Source organism: Paraniabella ginsengisoli (assembly GCF_022513635.1).
GTDB lineage: Bacteria > Bacteroidota > Bacteroidia > Chitinophagales > Chitinophagaceae > Niabella > Niabella ginsengisoli.
On the sequence record NZ_JAKWBL010000001.1, the window covers coordinates 535,352 to 561,134 of the forward strand.

A 25,783-nucleotide genomic window follows, 5' to 3' on the forward strand; every position below is an offset into this window, starting at 1 on the left:
TTGTCCCACTTGCTACTTGCTAAATTTCCACTTGCTAATTATATTCCACCTTCACTTTCCAGTTTTCTTTATCTGATAAGAACTGAATCAACTCATTGTTCATTTCAAAGCCCTTACCGTTTGTGAGTAGTTCAACTGCAATATCTTCATCTTCGTCTCTGATCATAAAGTTCAAAGTGCTGGGACCTTTGTTGTTTTTAAGATTTTGTTGTACAAAAGCGATCATATCCTCTGTTATATCAGTAGCTGGTAGTTGCAGGCTTAATCGTTTTGTAAAATTTTTCTTTACACTTTCGGCCAGGCAAATAGATGATATTTTAAAATCGAAATCCCCATTGAAACGTTGTTTAAAAAAGCCGGTGATATAAACAGTTGCCCCTAATTGTAAAATTGCAGAATGTTTTAAATAGTCCTCTGAGAACAGCACCAGCTCAAGCTTTCCACTGTAATCTTCAATAACAAAACTGCCAAATTTATTCCCGCTCTTTGCTACACGGTGCTGTGCATCGCTTACCAATCCCATTATTTTAAATGTAGCATTGGAGTTTACTTTCTCCTTATCATCTTTAAACCCGTTCACAAACCCAATTTTTGAAATGCCGTAATGCTCCATTTCAAAACGGTAATCATCCAGCGGATGACCGCTGATGAAAATTCCTGTTACTTCTTTTTCATTATCTAAATGAATGACCAATGGCCAGGGCTCGCAATCAGGAAGTTTCGGCGTTTGAATTTCCATTGATTCGCTTAGATCACCAAACAACGTATTGGAGGTGTTTTGCGATTGAGTTTGATACACCTGGCCATATTTAATAATTCTTTCTAATCCATTCATGTTATCATTAGGCTCTGTATGAAAATATTGCGCACGATGTAGTTCTGTAAAACAATCGAACGCGCCAGCATACACCAGACTTTCCATTGTTTTTTTATTAACGGCACGCTGGTTTACTCGCTTTACTAAATCAAAAAGACAGTAGTGTAAGCACCGTTCTCTCTTTCTTCAATAATGCTTTCGACTGCTGCCTCACCCACACCTTTTAATCCACCCAAACCAAAACGTATTTCGCCTTTTTTGTTTACCGCAAACCCTTTCAATGATTCATTAATATCAGGACCCAGCACTTTCAATCCCATACTTTTACATTCTTCCATGAAGAAGGTTATTTTATCCAACGATCCAGCATTATTCAATACTGCCGCCATGTACTCGCTGGGATAATGCGCTTTTAAATAGGCAGTTTGATAGGCCACAAACGCATAACAAGTAGAGTGCGATTTGTTGAAGGCGTATTGTGCAAAAGCTTCCCAGTCCGTCCATATTTTTTCAAGTTTATCGGCAGGGTGTCCTTTCGCTACAGCACCGTCAATAAACTGTTTCTTCATTTTATCAAGTACGGCTTTCTGCTTTTTACCCATTGCTTTACGCAATACATCCGCATCGCCTTTACTAAAGTCACCCAATTTTTGACTTAGTAGCATTACCTGCTCCTGATAGACCGTAATCCCGTAAGATTCTGCCAAATATTCTTCCATTTCCGGCAAGTCGTAAGAAACATCTTCTAATCCATGCTTACGCTTGATAAAACTTGGAATATATTGCAACGGCCCGGGTCGATACAATGCATTCATCGCAATTAGGTCTCCGAACTTATCCGGCTTCAAATCTCTTAAATGCTTTTGCATGCCCGGACTTTCAAACTGAAAGGTTCCGTTTGTTTCTCCTTTTTGATAAAGCCGGTATGTGCTTTCATCATCTAACGGAATGTTATCTATTTCAATATCTAAACCGTGATTTAATTTGATTAAAGCAAGTGCGTTTTTGATAATGGTTAAGGTTTTCAAACCTAAAAAGTCCATCTTAATTACACCAGCCTCTTCTATCACACTTCCCTCAATTTGTGTAACCCACAAGTCAGAATCTTTAGCCGTACTTACAGGCAGTAAATCGGTCAAGTCTTTTGGGGCAATGATGATTCCTGCAGCGTGAATACCAGTGTTACGTACGGAACCTTCCAGTATTTCCGCTTCATGCAATACTTTACTTTGAAGATCCTGACCATTATATATTTCACGGATCTTCCTCACATTTTCCAAATCCTCCGATACCAATCCTTCTTTTTCTATCAATGATTTTTCGCCAGCTTTTGGCTGTAAAGGCGCATGCAGCACACGTTTCAAAGAAATTCCCGGCTTCTCCGGAATCAGTTTTGCCAATGCGTTTGATTCGGACAGCGGTAGATCCATTACGCGGGCAACGTCCTTGATACTCATTTTGGCCGCCATCGTACCATAAGTAATGATTTGCGCCACCTGGCTTTTGCCATATTTCTGTACTACATAATCAATTACTTTCTGGCGGCCTTCATCATCAAAATCGGTATCAATATCCGGCATCGATTTACGATCAGGATTTAGAAAACGCTCAAATAGCAAGTTATATTTTATAGGATCAATATTGGTAATGCCGATACAATAGGCTACCACCGAACCCGCAGCCGAGCCACGACCCGGACCAATAAATACGCCGCTATCCCGACCTGCTTTGATAAAATCACTTACAATTAGGAAGTAACCTGCAAAGCCCATCGTTTTGATGGTAAATAGTTCAAAATCGATACGTTCTTTTACGTCTCCTTCAAAGCCTCCGTCGTAACGATTGCGTGCGCCTTCGTAAGTAAGATGTTTTAAATATTCCCACTGATTTAATGAATCGGCAGTGACTAATCCTTTATCCGTTTTCTCATCTTGCGTGTGGGTTTTATATTCTGTGGGAATAGGGAAATTCGGCAATAGGATGCTTCGCTTTAAATCGAGCAACTCAATTTTGTCTACAATAGCGTTGGTATTATCAATTGCTTCTGGAATATCGCTGAACAGCTTCGACATTTCCTCGGTCGTTTTAAAATAAAACTGATCGTTTGCAAATGCAAAACGCATATTTTTCATGTTCACATCATCATCAGAAAAATCGCCCCGAAACGCAGGAGTAGACTGCTTTTCCCCGGTATTGATGCAAAGCAAAATATCATGCGCGTTAAAATCTTCCTGCTCTACATAATGCGAATCGTTGCTGGCAATAATGGGTACTTTATATTTGGCGGCAAACTTTATCAACACTTCATTTACCTTATCCTGATCAGAAATATCATGACGCTGTAGTTCTACATAAAAATCATCTCCAAATAAATCGAGCCACCATTTAAACTCCTGCTCAGCTTCGGCTTCGCTTTTTCTTAAAATAGCTTGTGGTACTGAAGCGCCCAAGCAACAGGTTGTGGCAATTAATCCTTCATGATATTGCAATATCAGTTCTTTATCAATACGTGGATATTTACCGTACAACCCTTCAATAAAGCCTAAAGAGGTGAGTTTGGTAAGGTTTTTATAACCCTTTTCATTCTTTGCTAATAAAATCTGATGATAGCGTTTGTCTTTTTTATCTTTTGTAAAAGTTCTTTCATGACGATTTTCTACAACATAAAACTCGCAACCTACAACGGGTTTCACTTTGGGCTTACCGTTCTCATCCAGATTCTTATATGCTTCTGCTACAAATTGAAAAACACCAAACATATTTCCATGATCGCTGATGGCTAACGCAGGCATACCATCTTTAATGGCTTTTTTATATAAATTACCGATGGACGCTGCCCCATCTAAAAGTGAATATTGTGTGTGAACGTGTAAATGCGAAAACTTCATTTATATACTTTTATTTTTTCGGTCAATTGGATTGACGGATTGATTTGAACCGCCAATTGGATTGGTGGCTATTATAATTGAAGTCCTTAGGACTTCTCCTTTATTGTCAACAAATGTCTTTGATATAAATAAGAAGCAGATAAATTCAAATGGTTCGATATTACCTACTTGCTCTCGCCATTCCCTACTTCCTATTCATCAACTTACCAAACGCAATGTGCAATAAAAATTATTTTTAAACCAATCTGTTTATGCACAGTCTAATGCTGTGAACGTTAAATCCTTTGCGGAAGCGGATCTATAAATTATCCACATCCTGCTTAGATAAAACGAATAAACGATGTGATGGTTGACTTGTTTTTAAAGATTGCTATGCCGGCACTGCATTTTACAATAACTTAAAACAGGCCAACCTGCTAAGTAAAAACTTTTTCTACATTTATTTTCTTGAATAAAGCCCTAAACCTATCTGAATAATGGATAACAGAAGAGATTTTCTTAAAAAAGCGATGTTGCTTTCTGGTGCAGCCGGTGTAACGGCTTTTGTGCCGGACTCTATTAAAGCAGCCATGGCAATTGATCCTAAACCAGGCAGCACGTTCCTTGATGCTGAACATGTTGTGATCCTGATGCAGGAAAACCGGTCTTTCGATCATAGTTACGGAACGCTGCAAGGCGTAAGAGGTTTTAATGATCCTCGTGCTATTTCGCTTCCCAATAAAAATCCAGTATGGTTTCAAACAGATGATAAAGGCGATACTTACGCGCCATTTCGTTTAGATATAAAAAATTCAAAGATTACCTGGATGGGAGATTTGCCTCACTCTCGCGCAAGCCAGGTAGACGCGCACAATTTGGGCAAATATGATCAATGGTTGCTGGCAAAGAAATCGGGTAATAAAAAATACGCTTCTATGCCGCTTACTTTGGGGCATTATACCCGTGAAGACCTGCCTTTTTATTATGCCATGGCCGATGCTTTTACTATTTGTGATCAGAATTTTTGCTCTGTAATGACGAGTACTACGCCCAACCGCTCTTTTTTCTGGACTGCCAATATAATGTATGAAGAAAATGGACTCACCAAGGCCAATATTCGCAATACCGATTATGCTGCAGCGAAACTAAAGTGGGCAACTTTTCCCGAGCTTCTTTCAAAAAACGAGATCGGCTGGAAGTTTTATCAGAATGAAATTTCAACTGGCGGTGGCTTCAAAGGAGAGGAGCGTTCGTGGTTGGCCAATTTTGGTTGTAACCTGTTAGAATTTTTCGCAGCCTACAATGTAAAATTCGCACCAAAATATATTCAAAGCCTTCAAAACCAGGTTGACACTTTGCCCGGAGAAATTAACAATCTTCAAGAAGCAAGTCCTGGCGAAATGGACGAAGAAAAAATCTGGCGGCCATCAGAAATAAGCAAAAAGCATTAGATGCTGCTCGTGAAGAACTTGCCAAATGGAATAAAGAAAATTTTGAAAAATTGTCTGACAAGGAAAAACAATTATTTCAAAATGCGTTCACTACCAATATCGGAGATCCTGACTATCACAACCTGACCCAATTAAAGTATAAGGAAAAAGGAAAAGAACAGGAGTTGGAAGTACCTGCAGGCGATATTTTTCATCAGTTTAGAAAAGATGTGAACGAAGGAAACTTGCCAACCATTTCCTGGCTGGCCGGGCCTCAAAAATTCTCCGATCATCCTAGTGCTCCCTGGTATGGAGCCTGGTATCTTTCGGAAATACTTGACATTCTTACAAAAAACCCGGAAGTGTGGCAAAAAACTATTTTTATTATTACTTACGATGAAAATGACGGTTATTTTGATCATGTTCCTCCCTTCTCTATTTCGGACAATAAGCTTCCTGGAACCGGAAAATGTATGCCGGAAATTGACACAGAAATAGAGCATGTTCGCTTTGATAATGAAGTAAAACAAGGCATTCCAGCCAACCAGGCGCGGGAAGGTGCTGTGGGACTGGGTTTCAGAGTGCCAATGATTATTGCTTCACCGTGGAGCAGAGGTGGTAAAGTTTGCTCTCAGCTTTTTGAACACACTTCTATCTCTTCAATTTCTGGAAACATTTTGCAGTAAAAAATTCAAAAAAGATATAAAATTCGACAATATAAATCCGTGGAGAAGAGCCATAAGCGGAGATCTTACATCAGCCTTCAGCACTTTTAAAAAGGATGAAGACCGTAAAATAAATTTTGTAAATCGGGATCGATTTATTGAAACCCTTTATAACGCTAAGTTTACTCCTGAGCCTGCAGGGTATAAAAAAATAACGGAAACAGATCTTCAAAAGGGAGATTTAAGCCAGTGGATGTCGAAGCAGGAAACCGGTACAAGGCAATCCTGCGCCATTCCTTATGAGTTATACGTTAACGGCAAGTTGAACAGGGATAAAAGTAATTTTGAAATTCACCTGGAAGCATCTAAGCAGCAATTCGGTGAGTTGGCTGCCGGGGCTCCGTTTCGTGTTTATGCTATTGGAAAGCACAAAGCACTGAAAAACAAAAATGAATTTGAGGTCAACCGTTCCTGGAATTATACTGTTGCTGCCGGGCATCAATTGGTTGATACCTGGAAGTTATCGGATTTTGACACAGGCGCTTATCACTTACGCGTTTACGGTCCCAACGGATTCTATCGTGAATTTATGGGCGACAACAATGGTTCTGATATAGAAATCAGTTGCCATTATCAAAAGCAAAAAGGAGTAACCGGCAATATTGAATTGTTATTGTCAAATAAAGAGCAAAAAGACATTGATATAGAAATTATTGATAATGCTTATGGTAACCCGATGGTTAGCCATACTATTAACGCTCATCAACGCAATAAGTCTATTGTTCTTAATCTTAAAAAATCTTCCAATTGGTACGATTTCACGGTGAGAAGGAAAAACAGTAATGAACTTCAAAGATTTGCAGGACATGTTGAAACAGGAGGTGAAAGTATTACCGATCCGGCAATGGGAAAAAAGAAACTTTATAGGATGGATTTCAATGAATTACAATCCTATTCGGCTTAAAATCAATGTTTTGTATAAAATAAAATAAAAAAGCGGTAACCCTCACAATATTATTTGTGAAATGCCGTTATTAATACTCGAAAATTGATAACAAATTCCGTTTTTTAGACAGGATTTATAATTAAAAGGATTTGATATATATGCTACGTGTGTTTTTTCTGGGGTTAATTGCCTCTCTTTTAATGACTAGCTGTTCTGCCCCCTCAAACTGAACAACCAATTTAATTCAAAGACTGTGCCAACGCAGCCTGAGCAAATGAAGGCGCAACAGGTAGCTGCCTCATCATTTAGTTTAAAATCTGCTACACGCGAAAAACGTGTGGAGGATGTCATCAACGAAAGCAAGATATCTGACATTGATGCAACTGAGGCAGATCTTGCAGCTCTGAAACTATCAATTCCAACCGAAGTACAAGTTAAATATGCATCTTTATTAAATATGCTGCCCGGCATGTTGACCAATGTTAAGTTGCTCGAAACAATTGACGAATGGTATGGTACACGTTATCGTTATGGTGGCACTACTAAAAGAGGAATTGATTGCAGTGCATTTGTGAAAGCAGTATATAAAGTGGCTTTTGGAATTGATTTGCCAAGAACTGCACGTGAACAGTTCAAAGCTGCTGCGATGGCTGTTTCTAACAATTTAAAGCAAGGGGATTTACTTTTCTTCAATACTACAGGGGGCATATCGCATGTGGGAATGTATCTGGGGAATAATAAATTTGTGCATGCTTCTTCAGGCCGAGGGGTTACCGTTAGTGATTTAGATGAGAATTACTATGCAGCACGTTATTTAGGCGCCCGTAGAATGGGAGACAACTCATACTACGCTACAAATTAATAGGAATAAAAAATTAAAAAAATCCGGTTGAAGACCGGATTTTTTTTGACCTATTTAGCCGATACGTAACCGGCGTCATTACTTATATTTCCTCTGACTATATTCAGGAAACTGATAATATCCTTATTTTTTCTACTACTTTATCAAATTCCGCTAACGCCTGCAAAGAAAGCTTCAACATCTCATTCTTTTTGTCCAGTTCATCTTTCAACAGCTTGATAATCTTTATATAATCCAATGTTTCATCATTTGGGGAAGGTGCTGTAATCTCTAATGAAAATAAACTGTCGGGCGTTACATTAAATGCTTTGCAAATATCCGGAATAAGAGATGCATCTATTTTTGATTTGCCGGATTCCATAAGGCTATAAGCATTTTGACTCTTGTGTAAAAGGGCTGCCATTTGAGATTGAGAGATACCGCTTGCCTTTCTTAGTTGCTTTAATCGTTGGTTTATCATAAGCTTCGTATTTAAATATATAAGAAAAATTATATAAAAAACTGATACAATTATATGAATTTCGGGTTGATATTATGTTAAAGTCCCTTTAATTTTATATTGTCAGAATCTGATCATCTGACAGGACCGTTGCTAACCTCGACCACACCTATTTAATATAACCAGTACAAAACTACCATTAAACCTTAAAAGAGCCAAAACACTGCCGCCCTCTGCCCCAAACGCAACTCCTAAATTTTTTTATGTTATGAGCGTAGAAAAGAGGGGTGCTGACCTTTGCAATCAGTATTAATTACATTGGAATAGGATAGACGCTTAAGAATTGATTAAGTAGAATTATCGCATTTGATTTTGTATATGGTAAAATTTTCTATTTCTTATTAAGTGTTTACCCGAACGGGTATATAATATACTTTAAAGATTACAGCAACCTGAAAATTGACGAATTATCATGCACGGTTCGCAAATCGCCGTGTATATGAACTTATGCTACAAAAAGAATTTTATTACAATTTTGTAATATTAATGATACAGACACTATAATAATATAGGCTGTGAGTCAATATCACAGCCTATATTGTGAGTACACGGTTTTGCTAATATCCATCATTTTGCACCAGGTAACCTTCAAGGCTTGAGGCGCCGTCAATAGCAGTTTGTGGAATTGGGAATACTCTTTTTCTGGTATCGTTGTTTGTTTTCTCAGTCCATGCACCTTCATATTTTCCAAAACGAATCATATCGGTACGGCGCAAATGCTCCCAATACAATTCAAATCCTCTTTCACGAAATAAAAGATCAAGATTCATAGTCATTAATGCAGGTGGGGCTATACGTGCTGTGCGTGCAGCCCTTATAGCATTTACATCAGCCAGCGCAGCTGCTTCGCCTCCTCCTTTTCTAAGTTTAGCCTCAGCTCTCATTAAATATACATCGGCTAAGCGAAGAATTACAATATCATGTTCGCCAAAATTTCTTCCGCTTACCGATCCCCTGCTGAACTCATATTTTTCCACCCTATAACCTGTATTATAATCACTGCCTGCTACGGAAAAGTCGATAAATTCGGTGAAATTTACAGGAAGATTAGGCTTGCTACGTGTTGCATTGAACAAAGGACTAACCTTCATCTTACCGTCGGAGCATTTTCTAAAAGCCCCCGATGCATCTTTTGTAAGGCCGTATTGTTGGCCTCTTAAAATGCCCCGGTTAATATTAAAGGAAGCAGCATCTACACAGGAATCCGCAGGGTTGCTGTATATGGAAAGATTCTCTTTATAAAACCTGGGATCTTTTGTAGCGGGATCCGCAGGTGTATATGCATTTTTCCAGCTTTGGTAAAAATCAGGAGTGATAGCCGGCCCATCAGTTCCGTTAGCTGCTGTATAAGCGGGAAGCGGAAATTGATCTCCCGAAAGTGAAAAATAAGCCATGCGGTTGTGACCATTTAAATCGGCACGCTGATCTACTGCAAAAATCAATTCTTTATTTGTATGGTTGTTGTCATCAAAAATGGAGAAATACTCACTAGCTAACGCATACTGCCCCGAGTTGATAATCTTATCGCAATACTCAATTACTTTATCCATATCCTCGTTTTTAAAATTGAAACTTGTGCTATAAATATTGCTATATACAGCAGCACCCAGATGTAATCTTGCCAATAATCCCCAAACGGCAGCTTTAGTAATTCGGCCTGGCCCCGTGGTATTATCGAGTTGGGGTTCAATAGCAAGCAGTTCTGATTTGATATATTCTACAGCCTCAGCCCCCTTACTACTTTTGATATGTCTCTAGGATCTTCTTTTATAAATATCAGTCCAAAAAGATCAAGCGTGAGCATCGAATAATAGGCCCGCATCCCTCTTGCTTCAGCCAGGAATGTTTTGGCGTTAGGGTCTGTGTTGGTTGCTAAAGTGGTGATGGCTGTTATCGACCGTGACAGGCCTATCACTATATTGTTCCAGGTATTTCTTACGTTAGGGTCGCCACTAGTAGTTTCATGCTTATGTAAGGATAAATAAATGCCATTATCTCCCCAATCGGTACCACCACGATAAGGGAGGATGGCTTCATCAGTAGAAATTTCCTGCAAAGCAAAGTAATTGGTATGCTGAAAAATGGTAGGCAGTGCTGTATATACAGGAGCAAGAGTTCCTTCCGCAAGTTGTTTATCGGTAAGCCCGGTTACAGAAGATTCGTCCAATATCTCTTCATTAAGCTTTGTACAGCCTGATATTATTATAATGCCAGTAAATAATATATATATATAAATTGTTTTCATGTTGATCGTTTTTTAGAATGACACATTGAGACCAAAGATTACAGAGCGTGCTTTAGGGTAACTTAAATAATCAATTCCATAAGATACTGCGCTCTCAATATTCCTGTCAATATTTACCTCAGGATCATAACCATCATAGTCCGTGAACACAAAGAGATTCTGGCCAGTTACTGACACCCGAACGGAAGATGCCCATTTTAAAAAGCTCATACTTTGCGTTTTTAAATTATAACCTAATGAAACGTTGTTCAGGCGCAGATATGAGCCGTTCTTTAAAAACCGGGAACTAACTGGGGCGGTATTGCTATTTGATTCGTTTGGATATTTTGTAGCTTCGGCCGTAGTATTCGTATTTTTTGCAATTTTGGCTTTATAAAAAATACTGTTTGCCGTATTGTCATAAATTTTGTTACCGGAAACGCCATTAAAATTTACTGCCAAATCAAGGCCTTTGAAATTAAAATTTCCATAAAAGCTATACAGGCGTGAGGGTAAACCGGTTCCTAAAACAACCCTGTCTTTATCGTTCGAGAAAGATCCGTTCCCGTCAGCATCCAAATAATTATTCAGGCTATCTGCACCGATACCTATAAATTGTGGAAGGAAAAAAGTGCCAATTGGCTGGCCGTTAATATAACCATTGATGGTAGCAGAAGTAAGGCCGGAACCTTGCGCCGAACCTGACGGGATAATGGTATACGGTGAATTTTTTACAACATTTTTAATAAAACTTATATTACCTCCAATCCCAAAACCTAAATGTTCATTTATTCTTTTACGGTAATTTAGATCCAATTCGATTCCTTTATTGGAGATAATCATATCTTTCTCGTTGGTCCAAACATATAGGGCCGGTTGAACAGGATCAGCCGGCGTAACCTGTAATAAAATATTAGTAGACTTTTTATTAAAATAATCTATAGTTCCGGACAGATCGCCGTTTAGAAATCCGAAATCTAACCCCAAATCTGTTTGCTCCGATACTTCCCATTGCAGATCAGGGTTAGCAAACCTTGCGTAGGAATAACTTACCGGATAGGGGCCTGATGAGTAAAGTGGATAGCTTCCGCTTGTTGATATAAACAAAGCCTGTGTGATTTTCGGCTCTATTTCCTGGTTGCCGGTTCTGCCCCATCCAGCACGCAATTTTAAGCTATTTACAATTGACGAATTTTTCAAAAACGCTTCTTCCGAAATGCGCCACCCTAATGAAAAGGATGGGAAATAACCATACTTATTGTTTTCTCCAAACTTGGTTGACCCATCAGCCCTGAAATTAACAGTAGCCAGGTATCTGCTGTCATACTGATAAGTTACCCTTCCGAATAAGGACTGCTGCTCATTGATCGTGGCCTTTCCACCAGGCCTGTTGTTTGCGAGTGTTAGTTCTGTTCCTACTCCCGGGTTATAAATTGGCTCCACGCCACCAATAGGAATTTTATTGATGCTAAAGTTCTTTTCCTGAATAAAAAATTTCTGATAAGAGTATCCTGCAAGAGCCGAAAAAGTATGAGATGAGATGGTTCTCGAATAAGTTAGATAATTTTCGATCAGGGTATTTCTGTTGTGAGTCTGATAGTTTTCATACCTGCCATCTCTTGGAGGAGAAGTGCTCCCCAACGCCTGCACGTCGCGCACACCATTAGAATTGTCAACTCCAAAATTAAGTTTATAAACTAATCCTTTTATGATTGTTAAAGAAGGAGAAATACTGGCAATGACTCTGTTAATGGTGCCTACTTCTTTATCAAGATCAAAATAGATCAACGGATTATTCAAGACATTTTGATACACTGCAGGATTTCCATTTTCATCATAGGCAGGATAAGTAGGATTATTGCCCAGAGCTTCGCCTATAATACTTGTAATAGGTGGGCGAACATTTTTTGTATTGGCAAAGCTAAGATTAGCTTCTACAACCAACCGGTCGTCTAATAACTTTTGCGTAGCATTAAAACGGCCGGTATATCTGTCCAATGAATTGTTTTGTATAATACCTTCCTGGCGTTGCGCTCCAAAAGATGCATAATAAACCAATTGTTTAGACCCACCGCTCAGGGTTAAATTATAATTCTGAGTTAGCGCTGTTCTGGTTACCAAATCCTGCCAATCTGTGTTGCCGCCTTTATCATCTAAAGTTCCGCCTGCGCGCGGCACTTCCCTGCGAAATTCATCGGCTGTAAAAACGGGTATTTTGTTTGCGAGTTTTGATACCCCAAGGCCTGCATTAAGCGTTAAAATTGACGTACCTGCTTTTCCTTTTTTAGTCGTTATTATAACAACCCCGTTGGCACCGCGGGAACCATAAATAGCCGTAGCTGATGCATCCTTCAACACATCAAACGACTCTATATCATCAGGATTTATGGCATTAAGTGGGTCGCCTCCGCCTGTACTTGCATTATCCAGCGGCAAACCGTCTATTACAAATAAAGGACTACTTCCGCTGCGCACACTACCTGGTCCCCTGATAGTGATCTTGAGCGCACCTCCTGGTTCGCCTGTGGCAGAAGTAACGTTGACGCCAGATACTTTTCCCTGTAACAGTTGCTGTGGTGAATTAATAATGCCTTTATTAAATTCGCTGCTTTTAAGCGTTGTTACAGCCCCCGTAACGTCTTTCTGTTTTTGAGTTCCGTAACCTACTACAACAACTTCACCCATCTCCGATGAAGCCGGTTCCAATAATACTTCAATATTTGAAGTAGTACTAGTTATAATTACTTCCTGTGTTGCGTAAGCAACATGGCTTATAACTAAAATGCCATCCTCAGCAAGAACTGAAATCGAAAACTTTCCTGCTTTATCAGAAATGGTATTTGTACTTCCTTTCTTTAAGCTTATTGTAGCTCCTTCGAGAGGCTCCTTGGTGCTGGCGTCTAAAACTATTCCGGTTATCAAACGTTCTTCAATAAACGAAAAACTTTCTTTTGCAATAGCTTTTGTACATAAGAAGCTAGTGATGAAAATAATGAATAAGGGGTATAGCTTTGCCTTCCCCTTTAAAAACAAGGTTTTGTTCATAGCATAATAGTTTGGTTGTAAATGTAGATGTTCAAAAATGTTTGCCCGCAAGGAGCGCCATTAAGAAATTATTAAACTGAAAATACCATCATCAAAATTTTAAAGTAACAGGTAAATATCTCGCAACAAGTTCCTGGTAATAAGGCTTTAATTTATTCCAATCAGGTGGTTCGGGGTTTTTTGAATATAGATCGTAAGGATTAAAAAGTTTGACCCATTTCAGCATTTCCCTGTCATGATCATCAAGCAAATATTGATATTCCCCTTCGCGATGCCAGGCGTAAAAAGAATGATAGCGCAACATATACAGGCCACTTTCAGGTAAATAGTCTTTCAACATCTGGTATATATATTCGTCATGCCCCCAAGACATGTGTACATTTCGCAGGCCGCACCCTTGTTTATATATCCCGGTTTTTGTTTGATATTCCGGGTTGGCGTAATCAGGATTATGTTTAAAAAATTCTGGATACACAATTTTATCTGAATAGGCGCACCCTACAGGAAACGTGTCACCCACTACTGCCCACTGTGGTTCACCAAAAAGACATAACACCTTTCCCATGTCATGCATCAATCCTGTTAAAACCATCCAGTCGGGATGTCCATCGCGCCGGATGGCTTCCGAGGTCTGTAACAGATGTTGAAACTGGTCCAGATCTGTATCCGGATCAGAATCATCCACCAATTGATTTAGAAAATCAAAAGCGCTCCAAATTGGCATTTCCCTCTTATCAAATTTCAGATAGTTGTTACGCTTTTCCTGTACAAAATCGTAGGTTTGATAGGTATGATTAAGCCGATAAAATTCTTTAACAGTATCTCTGGCTGGATCATCGTAGTTTCGATATTCTTCTGTCGCTTTTGACGATGCAATACTATCAGGATCGGGATAACGCTCTAATACAGCATCTTCCCATTCATCAAGGCTGTTCAAAGGATTTACTTCTTTTGGTGTGAATACTTTTTCATTCATGGCCATGGCTCCAAGGTTTTTGTTTGTGTGCAATCGTATTACAACCCGAAAGTATAAATTTTTGATGCGTAGGATAGAGAAACTCCTAATTTTATTTACGAAACCGTTTTCGCTGCTGCCTGCTGTAAAGAAGCGTTAGCTTAATTTAAAAAGATAAATTTTATCTATTTAAAGTTTTTTTGTTGGGCATGAAGAGCGCCAATATAAAAGAATTTATGCGTGAGCTGAATTAGTTGTATCCGCATTCAAACGCTTTGCAGGATAGTTATTAATTCGTTACCTGAAATAATAAACTCAACACTTAAAAAATATTCCAATTACAAAAGTTAGTAATTCAACATAAACATCATTTTTTTTATTAAAAATTGTCGTCAAAAACGAAAAGGCAATTTATCTTCATTCTATCGTATTTTTATCCAATCATTTATTTAGCTTGTATCTTATGAGGTGTCTTATTTGTTTGTTATTACTGGCTCTTGTATTTAACCCGGCATTTGCTCAGGAAAAATGGGATCTGAAGCGATGTGTTGATTATGCACTTGCTAATAACATTTCTGTAAAACAAGCAGATGTGCAGGCGCGTTTTGATAAGCTAACGCACGATCAAAGTATATTAGCCTTATATCCCAGGATTAATAGCCAACACAGTGCCGGTTTTCAGTTTGGACGTTCAATTGATCCTACCTCTAATCAGTTTACTACAAACCAAATATTATTTTCCAATCATGGATTGGATGTAGGACTTGATCTGTTTAATTGGTTTAGTAAAAAGAATACGATCAAAGCAAATGATTACCTGGCTCAGGCTAGCGTTGCCAGGCTTGAGAAGGCAAAAAATGATGTGGCCCTTAACGTCGCTAATGCTTATTTGGCGGCACTTTTAAACAGAGAGCAGATTAATGTAAATAAAGTACAGGTAGCACAGAGCCGCGAACAATTTGATAACATAAAAAAGCAAGTTGAAGCGGGTGCCTTGCCAGAACTGAACGAGGCTGAAGCTGAAACGCAATATGCAACTGATAGTTCTAATTTGCTCACGGCGCAAACCAATTATACTTTATCACTTTTGCAGCTTAAAGCATTGATCAACCTGGAAGCAGATGCACCTTTTGATATAGAAGTACCGCCAGTAGAAGCTATACCTGTAGAGGCTCTGGCAGATTTAGATCCTGTTATTGTGTATCAATCAGCATTGGAAAACCTTCCTCAGCAAAAAATAAATAATCTCACTTTAAAAGCAAGTGAGAAAAATGTAGCTGTAGCTAAAGCAGGTTTGTATCCTTCCTTTTCATTTTTTGGTGGATTGAATTCACGTTATTCAAACGCGCAAAGAACCATACCTAATAGTTTTCAGACAATTAATGTTCCGGTTGGAACAGTTGATGTTAATGGGGTGGCTTATCCTGTAACTTCGCCAATAACACAACCACTTGGGTTCGATAAAAACACTTATTTCCGGCAATTAAGTAATAACTTTAGTCAAAACGTTGGTGTAGGCGTTAATATCCCAATTTTTAATGGAGGTGTAGCGCGAACCAACTGGCAGAAAGCCAAGCTGGATGTGGAGAACCAACAATTGTTAAAAGAGCAGGATACGCGCACATTAAAGCAGGATATTTACCAGGCACATACTAATGCAATAGCGGCAGTACAAAAATATAACGCAACTAAAATAGCGGTAGCCTCTGCACAAAAAGCATACGACTTTGCCAAAAAAGATTTGATGTTGGTTTGCTGCAACCAATCGACCTTATCTTAAATCAAAATAATTTATTCAGGGCTAAAATAAACCTGTTATCTGCTCAATATGATTTTGTTTTTAAAATGAAATTACTTGAGTTCTACAAAGGGCAGGGGTTGAAGTTGTGAGTCATGAATGATGAATAATGAATGGTACATTAGCAGTAAGAAATTAGTAAGTGGCAAGAAGACTATGAACAATGGACTAAACTAAAATATCAAATCAGAAATAATTAAGGATGAGCAAACGTTGGCAAAAAATATTAATTATCGGAGGCGCGGTTCTCGCTGCTGTGTTCCTTGTTGTAGTGAACATGAATAAAGGGAAGGGGGCATACAGGTTACAGCAGAAAAAGCGGCCACACGATCTATAACTGAAACGGTAACTGCAAGCGGCCAAATCTATCCGGAGTATGAAGTGAAAATAAGCCCAGATATAAGTGGGGAGGTAACGGACTTAACAGTAGCAGAGGGTGATAGCGTTACAAAAGGCCAGGTGTTGGCCCGTGTGTATGCTGATGTTTACGCTTTGCAAAGAGATGAGGCGGCAGCAAGAGTTGGACAATCGCAGGCAACAGTAGCCAACAACAAAGCAGCTTTGGGTGCTTTAAAAGCTTCACTCGATCAGGCACAACAACAGTATGACAGGAATAAAATGCTTTATAATGATAAGGTGATATCAAAGGCGGAATTTGAACAATTTGAAGCCAGCCTTTCTTCAGCAAAAGCTAACTATGATGCTGCGCTTCAGAATATCCGCAGCTTGCAAGCTGGTGTTCAATCTTCTCAAACGGGGTTAACCTCAGCGAATATTACACTCAGCAGGGCTACAATTGTAGCACCAATGAACGGCGTTGTTTCTTCTTTAAAAATAGAAAAAGGAGAACGCGTTGTTGGGACCGCACAAATGGCCGGAACTGAGATGATGACGATAGCCGATATGAATACAATTGAGGTTCGCGTAGACGTGGGCGAAAATGACATTGTAAAAGTAAGTATTGGAGATATTGCAGATGTTGAAGTGGATGCCTACAATGAAAGAAAATTTAAAGGTGTTGTGACTAAGATTGCCAGCAGCGTAAAATCCGATTTGGGAACGGCTGCCTCAGTGAGTACGGAAGTAACCAATTACGAAGTGCGTATACGACTTGACAAATCTTCTTATCAGGATTTGATCACTAATAGAAAAATGCCGTTTAGACCAGGAATGAATGCGCGGGCCGACATCAAAACCAGGCAAAAAGATAATGTAATTTCTGTTCCTATTGCTTCAGTAAATGCGCGTGTAAAAGGTAGCGATAAGAGTATGGCCGACTCTAAAAAGGAAAATGAAAAAGCGAATACTTCCGACGCTGCCGAAGATCAGGGTGGCGACGATATGGAAGAAATTGTATTTATGGTAATGAAAGACGGTATCGTGAAAAAACGGGTCGTGAAAACTGGTATCCAGGATATTAATTACATTGAAGTAACCAACGGTATCAAAGCAGGCGATATGATCGTAACAGGTCCATATAGTGTGGTAAGTCAAACTTTAAAAGATGGCGATAAGGTTAAGGTCGTATCCAAAGATGAACTTTTCAAAACTAAATAACTCCACTTTTAAAATAATTTCAACATGTTAAGAAGTGTTCTTTTACTTATCTGTTTTTCTGTATGTCTGTCAGTAAGCGCTCAAGATAATATCAAGCCCAAGGCTGTGCTCAATCATCAGGCTTTATATGTGGTAGATTTACAAAAAGCCGGTGATTTCTATAAGAACATCATCGGGCTTGAGCAAATTGATGAACCTTTTAAAATCGGCAAACATATTTGGTTGAAAACGGGGCCACACACTTCATTGCATTTGATAAAAGGTGCTGAAGCTAAAAAAGAATATTACAAAAACCATCATATCTGTTTTAGTGTTCCCTCTTTGGATGCATTTATTAAAATCTTAAAAGAGAAAAAAATAGAATGGGAAGATGCGGCAGGAAAAAAGGCGCTATTACGTCAAGACCAGACGGCATCAAACAACTATGGATACAGGATCCCGACGGATATTGGTTGGAAATAAATGATGACCAGCAAGGGTTTTGAAGAATATTTGAACCATGATTTATTTGATTTTTGTGATTAGGTGGAGATGAATTTTTAATTTATCATGCATTTAGATTATGCAACGGCGGTGAAAAAACTTAACCACATAGGCATGTAGTTTTATCCCTTTATAAGGATGTATAGAATCCGCCGAAGGCGGAACATAGTATCCACGCGATAAAACGATTATGTGTTTTTATGTCTCCTTTTAGCATAACATTCTATATGCCTATGTGTTTTGTCACGATTGCTATGGTAACAACTGTTGAATGGTTGATATATAAATCTGCTAATCCAATAAATCCAGGTTCAGACAGCTTTCCTCAAATAATATTCAAACGAAAATGCTTCGCCAAGTTCACCAGATGCTTCTTCAAACAGTTGTATCAGCTTATCAAAAATCTCTAATTGCGACATTGACATATTTTCAAATCGAACAGCAAGCGGCAGCTCAATATCGCCAGTAAGAGAATCCCATAAAGCATCCAGATTTTTACCAAAATGTTCAGGCAAATTTAATTGCCGTTTTGCAACAATATAAAAATCGTCCATTGTTCCGATGCGCTCAAAATCAAATATTGCCTTATTCATTTTTGCTGAAATGTTTTATAATGATCGTATGTAACATAAATTAATCCATCGCTGGAAAATAAGAGCCGGTCTGCATTGCGCCTGCCACAGTTATAATTCAGATCTGCTTCAAACCATTTTCTTCCATCCGATTTTGGCAAATTTCCTTCTCGATTAGAAAATACATCTCCACCAATTGCCTTTCCAGGAAGTACATCGCACAAATTGCGTTCAGATGCAATCCAGCCCTGCCTCCTTGCTTCGCCTTTCTTTATATAATAATCGGGCAATTTATGGTTTTTCTTCACATAAGGAACTACAACTTTCGCGCTTGTAAGTTCATCAATACGCATTGTTACTGTATCTGCTGCAAAGGCATTATCAGCGGCACCATTCTTATTACTAAAGAAAATAACACCACCAACAATTAGCAATATCAGTACAATAATACCAATGCGTTTGTTATTTATCATCATCATACAAACTTAGGTAAATAATAGATCAGCAAAAGCAACTGTATGCTACATTTTGGTTCTCACAGAAAACGCAGACTGACACAGAAATAAAAACATAAGCAAGTGCCTGATTATTCTGTGTATTTCCGTACATTCTGTGAGACACTATTTTCCTCTTACTTTTTTATTATCTTACCAATGCATAAACTCTTGTTATGATAAAAAATATATCTGTTATTGGTGCAGGCACAATGGGCAATGGTATAGCACATGTATTTGCGCAACATCATTTCAATGTTATACTAATAGATATTTCTGCTGCGCAACTGGAAAAAGCGATTAGCACTATTTCAAAAAACCTGGATAGACAAATTGCAAAAGAATTGATCAACGAAAATCAGAAAAAGATTATTTAAATAACATAACCACTGAAACCCAGATTGAGAAAGGCGTTGCAAGCGCACAATTAGTTATAGAAGCAGCTTCTGAAAGCGAAACACTCAAGCTGAATATTTTTAAACAGATTGACGAATTTGCGCCACAGGACTGCATTCTGGCGAGTAATACTTCTTCCATTTCAATCACGAAAATTGCTGCTGCAACGAAACGTCCCCAACAGGTTATTGGCATGCATTTTATGAACCCAGTGCCAGTAATGAAGCTGGTTGAAATCATTAACGGATACACAACCGACAATTATGTTACAGGGACTATTGTCGAACTAGCAAAACAACTTGGCAAAACACCTGCACTTGCCAATGATTACCCAGGCTTTGTAGCCAACAGAATTTTAATGCCAATGATTAACGAAGCTATTTATACTTTACATGAAGGCGTGGCCGATGTTGAAGCTATTGATGCCATCATGAAACTGGGAATGGCGCACCCAATGGGGCCTTTGCAGTTGGCGGATTTTATTGGACTGGATGTTTGTCTTTCAATTTTGCAGGTGTTATATAATGGCTTTGGCAATCCCAAATATGCACCTTGCCCTTTGTTGGTGAACATGGTTATAGCAGGAAATCTGGGTGTAAAATCAGGTGAGGGATTTTATACTTATACTTCAGGCAGTAAGGAGTTAGTGATAAGCAACAAATTCAGGAAGTGAATCAATTTCTATTAACTGTCCATCCTTTTTTGCCAGCCATAATTATGATTACCATTGGTAAGAATTAAATACTCTGCTGGCATTGAAATGTTGTATCTAAGTATTTGATGCAATACACTTTCTCCAACTGATATCTTGTCTCCTTTGCACTCAACTAACATCCAGGGTTTATGATCATGATCATAAACCAGTATATCAAAACGCTTTTTAAGATCGCCTAAGTAAATCTCTTTTTCCAGCGCAATTAAAGATTTAGGATATTTCATTACCTGCAACAGATATTGCACAAAATTCTGCCGCACCCATTCTTCATCCTGAAGCAATAACCACTTCCGGCGTATCGCATCAAAAATATGGGGCTGGTTATTTCTGAGCTCTATTTTAAAATCCGGCTTAGGATATTCTATTGAAATCATTAGTCCAAAAATAAAAGTTTAATTTAGCTAAAGTAATTTATATGAAAACAAAACAGGACATTGTAGAAAACTGGCTTCCACGTTATACCGGAGAAGATCTTAAAAATTTTGGAAAATATATCCTGCTTACTAATTTCAGTAACTATGTAAAAATGTTTGCTGAATGGAATAAAGTAGATGTTATCGGTGAAGGGAAACCAATGCAATGCGCTACCGCAGAAGATATTACAATTATAAATTTTGGAATGGGGAGCCCAACAGCGGCTACAGTTATGGATTTACTCACAGCGATAAAGCCAGACGCAGTTTTGTTTTTAGGAAAATGTGGCGGACTCAAAAAACGCAATAAAGTCGGTGATCTAATACTTCCTATTGCTGCCATTCGCGGCGAAGGAACCTCTGGTGATTATTTTCCGCCAGAAGTTCCCGCGTTACCTGCGTTTGCACTACAAAAAGCAGTTAGCACAACTATTCGCGAAGCTAAAACAGATTACTGGACCGGTACCGTTTACACCACCAACAGAAGGGTTTGGGAGCACGATGAACCCTTTAAAGAATACCTGAAAAAGATTCGTGCCTACGCAATTGATATGGAAACTGCTACTATTTTCAGCGTTGGTTTTTATAACAAAATCCCCACTGGTGCGTTGTTATTAGTTAGCGATTCGCCCATGATTCCCGAAGGCGTAAAAACCGAAGAAAGCGATAAAAAGGTAACATCAGATTATGTGGAAAACCATTTAAAAATAGGTATTGGTTCGTTACGGCAACTCATCAACAACAGGCAAACCATACGACATCTTCGATTTTAATTTTGAACCCAACAGCAGTATATATGGCATCAGTTTTGCCACGCTCGGTTTATCGTCCCGATTATGTGGCATCACATTCGGGGCAGTTTATGCTGAGCTGGTCGAAGCATCGCGATGTTGTACTAAAATATAAATCATCATTGTTGCGTTAGCCGTATGGCATGCGTTAAATCATTAAACTCTCAAAATTATAATTAATGAAAAATTTTTTAGCCTTAACACTACTAATTACAATATCATTTTTCACGATATCGTGCAACTAAAACAAACCCTTCCGGTACAAGCACAAGTAAAATGAAAGCACGTTTTGAAATTGCAGGCATCTGTTCAAATTATACTTTTAGCTTGATCGAAGGGAATAAAGATACTTCTCTTGTTGAAGCCACATGGACCAATCCACAAAGCGACAGTACTTATACAAATGCATTTGGCGTTAAAAACCCCTGCGATCTTCCCGAAGGATTAAAAGTTGGAGATGAATTTTATTTTGAAGTAGAGAACGATCGTCCCAACAGGTGTATGGTATGTATGGCTTATTATCCAACGCCAACAAAAAAATTAAACATAAAAGTATTGGAGGTGATCAAAAAATAAATGCCACAACCGCTTATTTCTATACAAGATCTTTCGATCAGTTTTGTTACCAACAGCCAGGTAAACAAAGCGATCAATCATATTTCTTTTGATGTGTACCAAGGTGAAATTGTAGCGCTTGTGGGTGAAAGTGGGTCAGGCAAATCTGTTACCTCACTTTCAATTCTTCAACTGTTGCCTTCACCGCCGGCCATTATTGATAATGGAGCCATTTTTTTAGTGAAGATGGAAACACTTCAATTAGTCTTTTAACGCTCACCAGTAAAGAACTTCAGCAGATTCGTGGCAATAAAATTTCCATGATCTTTCAGGAGCCTATGACTTCACTAAACCCTGTTTTTAGTTGCGGTCAGCAAGTAGCCGAAGTTTTACTGATTCATAATAATATCTCCAAACAGGAAGCTAAAAAACAAGCCATACAATGGTTTGAAAAAGTAAAACTTCCTGATCCGGATGCGATGTTTCATCGTTATCCGCATCAGCTTAGCGGTGGCCAAAAACAACGGGTAATGATTGCGATGGCAATGTGCTGTAAACCATCGCTGCTTATTTGCGATGAACCCACTACCGCGCTTGATGTTACTGTACAAAAAAATGTTTTAGAGTTAATAAAAGAATTGCAGCAAGAAACAGGAATGGGTGTTATTTTCATTACGCACGATTTAGGCGTGGTGGCGGAGATCGCCGATCGCGCTGTTGTAATGTATAAAGGCGGAATAATAGAAGAAGGCGCAACCGAAAACTTGTTCCATCACCCCAAGCAAGCTTATACAAAAGCGCTGATGGCCTGCCGGCCTGTGAACCACAAGCGTGGCGACCGTTTGCCTGTTGTGAGTGATTTTTTAAGTAATAATACCGACGGCGTTGGTGCTGTTCGAGGCGTCCTCGCCTCGAACCATTATGCTGTCGCCTCTGGCGACATAAATAAATCATTGGTAAAAATAGAACACCTTTCTGTTTGGTTTCCTAATAAAAAGAATTGGCTAGGCCAGTCAATTAGCTTTACAAAAGCAGTAAACGATGTAAGCTTTGAAGTATATGAAAACGAAACATTAGGTATTGTAGGCGAAAGCGGCTGCGGCAAAACAACTTTGGGGAGAAGCTTGCTACAGCTTATCCCGGCAACCAAAGGTGATATATTTTATAAAGGGAAAAATTTACTGCTGTATACATCCGCGCAATTGCGTGAGCTAAGACAGCACCTTCAAATTGTTTTCCAGGATCCTTATTCTTCTTTAAACCCAAGAAAAAAATTGGCGCAGCTATAGAAGAGCCGTTAAAAGTTCATGGTATTATTAAAACTGCAAGTGCCCGAAAGCAACGAACTATTGAGCTATTAGAAAAAGTGGGTTTACTGCCGGAACATTATAGCCGTTATCCACATGAGTTTAGCGGTGGTCAAAGGCAGCGCATCGTCATTGCGCGCGCGTTGGCTTTGCAACCTTCTTTTATCATTTGTGATGAATCAGTTTCGGCGCTGGATGTAAGTGTGCAGGCACAGGTGCTTAACCTATTGAATGATCTTAAAAAAGAATTTGGGTTCACGATCGTTTTCATCAGCCACGACCTAAGCGTGGTACGTTATTTCAGCGATCGTATTATTGTGATGAACAAAGGACAAATAGAAGAAATGGGGCAGGCAGATGATATTTATGAGCACCCAAAAACTGAATACACTAAAAGGTTGATTGAAGCAATACCTAAAGCGGTGTAGTTTTTTAGACCTCCGAGGTTTTCAAAACCTCGGAGGTCTAAAGCCGGAATCTAGTAACTTCTAACCTAACTATATGAAAAAACAACGACTTGCAACAGGGTGTTACTACCATGTTTATAACCGGGGCAATAACAAAGAAAATATTTTTAAAGAAGCGGAAAATTATATTTACTTCTTAAAACTCTGGAATAAATATATTGAACCCGTAGCTGAAACATTTTGCTATTGTCTTTTACCTAATCACTTTCATTTTTTTATACGGATGCGTGAACTACAGACCTTCGAGGTTTTCAAAACCTCGAAGGTCTTAACACAACCGAACCAGGAACAGCACTTTTCAAACTTCTTCAATGCATATTCAAAAGCAATTAACAAAGCGTATAACAGAACAGGAAGCTTGTTTCAGAAAGGCTTTAAACGAAAAGAAATTATTAACGAAAGCTATTATACTTCTATCATTGGATATATTATTACTAACCCTGTAAGGCATGGCCTTTGTAATAGTTCTGCGGAATATTTATATTCAGCGTATGAGGCGATATTATCGGATAAAACCACATTATTGTTACGAAATGAAGTGATTGATTGGTTTGGTTGTAAAGAAGCCTTCATCGATTATATTAGAGCATACGAAAGCAACCTGCCGGATAAGTATGAGCTTTTAAAATAGTCGACTTTGCAGACCTCCGAGTTTTCAAACTCTCGGATGTCTGCGCCTGACCGGTCATATTCAACCGCCGAGAGGCTGCCGGATGGAAGCGGCACCGCAGCGAAGCGAAGGTATAGCGGACAGCCGGTACGAAAGTTGAGACATATTGATGGCTGAGAGCCCATAAAAAAAGGTAGCGAATATGTACATAAAACACTACCTTTGCAGCCACAAAATCGAAAACCGGTGCCGTAAGACCGGGGCTCGGCGGGATAAAAATGTCTGACATTTCAGGCACGTTAACACCAACCTCAGCTTCAACGCACTTGTTTTTATTGATTTTGCATCACTAAAAAACGAAAAGAATTATCTTACATGAAGCTTTCACAATTTCAATTCGACCTTCCGCTTAACCTTATCGCACAACATCCGGCTAAAAAAAGAGAAGATGCCCGTATGATGGTGGTGCATCGCCACACCGGAGAGATAGAAAACAAGCATTTTCGCGACATCCTGGATTACTTTGATGATAAAGACGCGTTTGTAGTAAATAACACCAAAGTGTTTCCGGCCCGCATGTATGGGCGCAAGGAAAAGACCGGGGCAAAAATAGAAGTGTTCTTGCTGCGTGAATTAAACAAACCGAATCGCCTTTGGGATGTTATTGTTGACCCTGCCAGAAAAATCCGCGTGGGCAACAAATTATATTTTGGTGAAAACGAAGAGCTGGTTGCCGAAGTAATCGACAACACTACAAGCCGCGCCGCACCATTAAATTTTTGTGGGAAGGCGATGAAGAAGGGTTCCGTGCACAGCTTGAAATTTTAGGAGAAACTCCTTTACCTAAATATATTAAACGCAAGCCAGATGAAGACGATAAAGAGCGTTATCAAACCGTATATGCAAAGCACGAAGGTGCGGTAGCTGCGCCAACAGCAGGTTTGCATTTCAGTCGCGAGTTGATTAAGCGTCTTGAAATTAAAGGTATCCGTTTCGCTGAGATCACTTTGCACACAGGGTTGGGTACCTTCCGGCCTATTGAAGTGGAAGACCTGAGCAAACATAAAATGGATGCGGAATACTTCCATATTGAAGAGGCGGCTTGTAAAATTGTTAACAAAGCAAAAGAAACTGGCAACCGTATTTGCGCCATTGGTACCACTACCATGCGCGCCATGGAATCTTCTTTTACAGCGCAAAAAATGTTGAAACCTTCAGAAGGCTGGACCAACACTTTCATCCATCCTCCCTACAATTTCAATATCGCCGATTCACTGGTTACCAATTTTCATTTGCCTAAACCAGCCTGATGATT

At 39.0% G+C, this 25,783-nt stretch carries 24 protein-coding genes and 2 pseudogenes; 16 read left to right on the forward strand and 10 right to left on the reverse strand.

Annotation, left to right across the window (positions count from 1 at the left end):
• Positions 1-34: 34 nt before the first annotated feature.
• Positions 35-922, reverse strand: a complete 888-nt coding sequence (locus MKP09_RS27230; RefSeq protein WP_394801001.1) for an OB-fold nucleic acid binding domain-containing protein — start codon at positions 920-922, stop codon at positions 35-37.
• A gap of 38 nt (positions 923-960) precedes the next feature.
• Positions 961-3,705 carry a DNA polymerase III subunit alpha gene (gene dnaE, locus MKP09_RS03015; RefSeq protein ID WP_240826371.1) on the reverse strand — a complete coding sequence of 915 codons (2,745 nt, stop codon included), beginning with the start codon at positions 3,703-3,705 and terminating at the stop codon, positions 961-963.
• Between the two features lie 476 nt (positions 3,706-4,181).
• On the opposite strand from dnaE, the gene MKP09_RS03020 reads away from it, so the two are divergent.
• The 4 genes from MKP09_RS03020 to MKP09_RS27235 all read left to right on the forward strand — a co-directional run bounded on the left by MKP09_RS03020 (position 4,182) and on the right by MKP09_RS27235 (position 7,587).
• Complete coding sequence (locus tag MKP09_RS03020; RefSeq protein WP_240826373.1) at positions 4,182-5,135, forward strand: alkaline phosphatase family protein; 954 nt, start codon at positions 4,182-4,184, stop codon at positions 5,133-5,135.
• Positions 5,136-5,185: 50 nt separating this feature from the next.
• Positions 5,186-5,800, forward strand: coding sequence for an alkaline phosphatase family protein (locus MKP09_RS03025; RefSeq protein ID WP_240826374.1), 615 nt, complete (start codon positions 5,186-5,188; stop codon positions 5,798-5,800).
• Complete coding sequence (locus MKP09_RS03030; RefSeq protein WP_240826377.1) at positions 5,754-6,743, forward strand: phospholipase domain-containing protein; 990 nt, start codon at positions 5,754-5,756, stop codon at positions 6,741-6,743. Before MKP09_RS03025 ends, MKP09_RS03030 begins: the two co-directional genes overlap by 47 nt.
• A 235-nt stretch (positions 6,744-6,978) precedes the next feature.
• A complete protein-coding gene (locus MKP09_RS27235; RefSeq protein ID WP_240826378.1) occupies positions 6,979-7,587 on the forward strand; it encodes a C40 family peptidase in 609 nt (202 codons plus the stop codon).
• A 103-nt stretch (positions 7,588-7,690) separates the two neighbouring features.
• On the opposite strand, the gene MKP09_RS03040 is transcribed toward MKP09_RS27235, so the two are convergent.
• From MKP09_RS03040 to MKP09_RS03060, 5 genes are all read right to left on the reverse strand, one after another.
• Positions 7,691-8,047, reverse strand: a complete 357-nt coding sequence (locus MKP09_RS03040) for a helix-turn-helix domain-containing protein (RefSeq protein ID WP_240826380.1) — start codon at positions 8,045-8,047, stop codon at positions 7,691-7,693.
• Between the two features lie 596 nt (positions 8,048-8,643).
• On the reverse strand, positions 8,644-9,711 hold the full coding sequence (locus MKP09_RS03045; protein WP_240826382.1) for a RagB/SusD family nutrient uptake outer membrane protein: 1,068 nt from the start codon (positions 9,709-9,711) through the stop codon (positions 8,644-8,646).
• Positions 9,712-9,803: 92 nt separating this feature from the next.
• Positions 9,804-10,331 (reverse strand): hypothetical protein, encoded by a 528-nt coding sequence (locus MKP09_RS03050; protein ID WP_240826383.1) that lies wholly within the window; start codon positions 10,329-10,331, stop codon positions 9,804-9,806.
• A gap of 12 nt (positions 10,332-10,343) precedes the next feature.
• Positions 10,344-13,355: a SusC/RagA family TonB-linked outer membrane protein gene (locus tag MKP09_RS03055; protein ID WP_240826384.1), complete on the reverse strand. Its 3,012-nt coding sequence runs from the start codon at positions 13,353-13,355 to the stop codon at positions 10,344-10,346.
• 91 nt (positions 13,356-13,446) lie between these two features.
• Positions 13,447-14,331, reverse strand: a complete 885-nt coding sequence (locus tag MKP09_RS03060) for an inositol oxygenase (protein ID WP_240826385.1) — start codon at positions 14,329-14,331, stop codon at positions 13,447-13,449.
• A 442-nt stretch (positions 14,332-14,773) separates the two neighbouring features.
• On the opposite strand from MKP09_RS03060, the gene MKP09_RS03065 reads away from it, so the two are divergent.
• From MKP09_RS03065 to MKP09_RS03075, 3 genes are all read left to right on the forward strand, one after another.
• Positions 14,774-16,090, forward strand: coding sequence for a TolC family protein (locus MKP09_RS03065; protein ID WP_240826386.1), 1,317 nt, complete (start codon positions 14,774-14,776; stop codon positions 16,088-16,090).
• Between the two features lie 381 nt (positions 16,091-16,471).
• Positions 16,472-17,665, forward strand: coding sequence for an efflux RND transporter periplasmic adaptor subunit (locus MKP09_RS03070; RefSeq protein ID WP_240829169.1), 1,194 nt, complete (start codon positions 16,472-16,474; stop codon positions 17,663-17,665).
• 24 nt (positions 17,666-17,689) lie between these two features.
• Complete coding sequence (locus MKP09_RS03075; RefSeq protein ID WP_240826387.1) at positions 17,690-18,127, forward strand: VOC family protein; 438 nt, start codon at positions 17,690-17,692, stop codon at positions 18,125-18,127.
• A 332-nt stretch (positions 18,128-18,459) separates the two neighbouring features.
• Here the strand turns inward: MKP09_RS03075 and MKP09_RS03080 are convergent, their stop codons facing one another.
• Positions 18,460-18,741 carry a barstar family protein gene (locus MKP09_RS03080; protein ID WP_240826388.1) on the reverse strand — a complete coding sequence of 94 codons (282 nt, stop codon included), beginning with the start codon at positions 18,739-18,741 and terminating at the stop codon, positions 18,460-18,462.
• The gene (locus MKP09_RS03085) at positions 18,738-19,199 is read right to left on the reverse strand and encodes a ribonuclease domain-containing protein (protein ID WP_240826389.1); all 462 of its coding nucleotides are present in this window, start codon (positions 19,197-19,199) and stop codon (positions 18,738-18,740) included. Before MKP09_RS03085 ends, MKP09_RS03080 begins: the two co-directional genes overlap by 4 nt.
• A 250-nt stretch (positions 19,200-19,449) precedes the next feature.
• Between MKP09_RS03085 and MKP09_RS27830 the strand changes: the two are divergent.
• Positions 19,450-20,283, forward strand: a pseudogene (locus MKP09_RS27830) (3-hydroxyacyl-CoA dehydrogenase family protein); the annotation flags it as partial.
• A gap of 11 nt (positions 20,284-20,294) precedes the next feature.
• Here the strand turns inward: MKP09_RS27830 and MKP09_RS03100 are convergent.
• Positions 20,295-20,699, reverse strand: coding sequence for a type I restriction enzyme HsdR N-terminal domain-containing protein (locus MKP09_RS03100; protein ID WP_240826390.1), 405 nt, complete (start codon positions 20,697-20,699; stop codon positions 20,295-20,297).
• Positions 20,700-20,740: 41 nt separating this feature from the next.
• On the opposite strand from MKP09_RS03100, the gene MKP09_RS03105 reads away from it, so the two are divergent.
• The 8 genes and pseudogenes from MKP09_RS03105 to queA all read left to right on the forward strand — a co-directional run bounded on the left by MKP09_RS03105 (position 20,741) and on the right by queA (position 25,778).
• Entirely contained in the window at positions 20,741-21,511 is a 771-nt protein-coding gene (locus MKP09_RS03105; RefSeq protein ID WP_240826391.1) for an AMP nucleosidase, read from the forward strand.
• Between the two features lie 23 nt (positions 21,512-21,534).
• Positions 21,535-21,663: a hypothetical protein gene (locus MKP09_RS25285; RefSeq protein WP_262915088.1), complete on the forward strand. Its 129-nt coding sequence runs from the start codon at positions 21,535-21,537 to the stop codon at positions 21,661-21,663.
• A 142-nt stretch (positions 21,664-21,805) separates the two neighbouring features.
• Positions 21,806-22,105 carry a hypothetical protein gene (locus tag MKP09_RS03110; RefSeq protein ID WP_240826392.1) on the forward strand — a complete coding sequence of 100 codons (300 nt, stop codon included), beginning with the start codon at positions 21,806-21,808 and terminating at the stop codon, positions 22,103-22,105.
• On the forward strand, positions 22,106-22,357 hold the full coding sequence (locus MKP09_RS25290) for an ATP-binding cassette domain-containing protein (RefSeq protein WP_262915089.1): 252 nt from the start codon (positions 22,106-22,108) through the stop codon (positions 22,355-22,357).
• Positions 22,358-22,404: 47 nt separating this feature from the next.
• Positions 22,405-23,373, forward strand: coding sequence for an ATP-binding cassette domain-containing protein (locus MKP09_RS25295; protein WP_262915090.1), 969 nt, complete (start codon positions 22,405-22,407; stop codon positions 23,371-23,373).
• A gap of 77 nt (positions 23,374-23,450) precedes the next feature.
• Entirely contained in the window at positions 23,451-23,819 is a 369-nt protein-coding gene (locus tag MKP09_RS25300) for an ATP-binding cassette domain-containing protein (protein ID WP_394801002.1), read from the forward strand.
• 73 nt (positions 23,820-23,892) lie between these two features.
• Positions 23,893-24,489, forward strand: coding sequence for a hypothetical protein (locus MKP09_RS03120; RefSeq protein WP_240826393.1), 597 nt, complete (start codon positions 23,893-23,895; stop codon positions 24,487-24,489).
• 354 nt (positions 24,490-24,843) lie between these two features.
• Positions 24,844-25,778: pseudogene (queA, locus tag MKP09_RS03125) on the forward strand (tRNA preQ1(34) S-adenosylmethionine ribosyltransferase-isomerase QueA).
• The last annotated feature ends 5 nt before the right edge of the window (positions 25,779-25,783 follow it).

Excerpts from the sequence above, each read along its gene's own strand:
- MKP09_RS27230 (WP_394801001.1), bottom strand. The coding sequence starts at position 922 with ATGGAAAGTCTGGTGTATGCTGGCGCGTTCGATTGTTTTACAGAACTA.
- dnaE (WP_240826371.1), bottom strand. The coding sequence starts at position 3,705 with ATGAAGTTTTCGCATTTACACGTTCACACACAATATTCACTTTTAGAT.
- MKP09_RS03020 (WP_240826373.1), top strand. The coding sequence starts at position 4,182 with ATGGATAACAGAAGAGATTTTCTTAAAAAAGCGATGTTGCTTTCTGGT.
- MKP09_RS03040 (WP_240826380.1), bottom strand. The coding sequence starts at position 8,047 with ATGATAAACCAACGATTAAAGCAACTAAGAAAGGCAAGCGGTATCTCT.
- MKP09_RS03050 (WP_240826383.1), bottom strand. The coding sequence starts at position 10,331 with ATGAAAACAATTTATATATATATATTATTTACTGGCATTATAATAATA.
- MKP09_RS03055 (WP_240826384.1), bottom strand. The coding sequence starts at position 13,355 with ATGAACAAAACCTTGTTTTTAAAGGGGAAGGCAAAGCTATACCCCTTA.
- MKP09_RS03060 (WP_240826385.1), bottom strand. The coding sequence starts at position 14,331 with ATGAATGAAAAAGTATTCACACCAAAAGAAGTAAATCCTTTGAACAGC.
- MKP09_RS03065 (WP_240826386.1), top strand. The coding sequence starts at position 14,774 with ATGAGGTGTCTTATTTGTTTGTTATTACTGGCTCTTGTATTTAACCCG.
- MKP09_RS03075 (WP_240826387.1), top strand. The coding sequence starts at position 17,690 with ATGTTAAGAAGTGTTCTTTTACTTATCTGTTTTTCTGTATGTCTGTCA.
- MKP09_RS03080 (WP_240826388.1), bottom strand. The coding sequence starts at position 18,741 with ATGAATAAGGCAATATTTGATTTTGAGCGCATCGGAACAATGGACGAT.
- MKP09_RS03085 (WP_240826389.1), bottom strand. The coding sequence starts at position 19,199 with ATGATGATGATAAATAACAAACGCATTGGTATTATTGTACTGATATTG.
- MKP09_RS03100 (WP_240826390.1), bottom strand. The coding sequence starts at position 20,699 with ATGATTTCAATAGAATATCCTAAGCCGGATTTTAAAATAGAGCTCAGA.
- MKP09_RS03105 (WP_240826391.1), top strand. The coding sequence starts at position 20,741 with ATGAAAACAAAACAGGACATTGTAGAAAACTGGCTTCCACGTTATACC.
- MKP09_RS25285 (WP_262915088.1), top strand. The coding sequence starts at position 21,535 with ATGGCATCAGTTTTGCCACGCTCGGTTTATCGTCCCGATTATGTGGCA.
- MKP09_RS03110 (WP_240826392.1), top strand. The coding sequence starts at position 21,806 with ATGAAAGCACGTTTTGAAATTGCAGGCATCTGTTCAAATTATACTTTT.
- MKP09_RS25290 (WP_262915089.1), top strand. The coding sequence starts at position 22,106 with ATGCCACAACCGCTTATTTCTATACAAGATCTTTCGATCAGTTTTGTT.
- MKP09_RS25295 (WP_262915090.1), top strand. The coding sequence starts at position 22,405 with ATGATCTTTCAGGAGCCTATGACTTCACTAAACCCTGTTTTTAGTTGC.
- MKP09_RS03120 (WP_240826393.1), top strand. The coding sequence starts at position 23,893 with ATGAAAAAACAACGACTTGCAACAGGGTGTTACTACCATGTTTATAAC.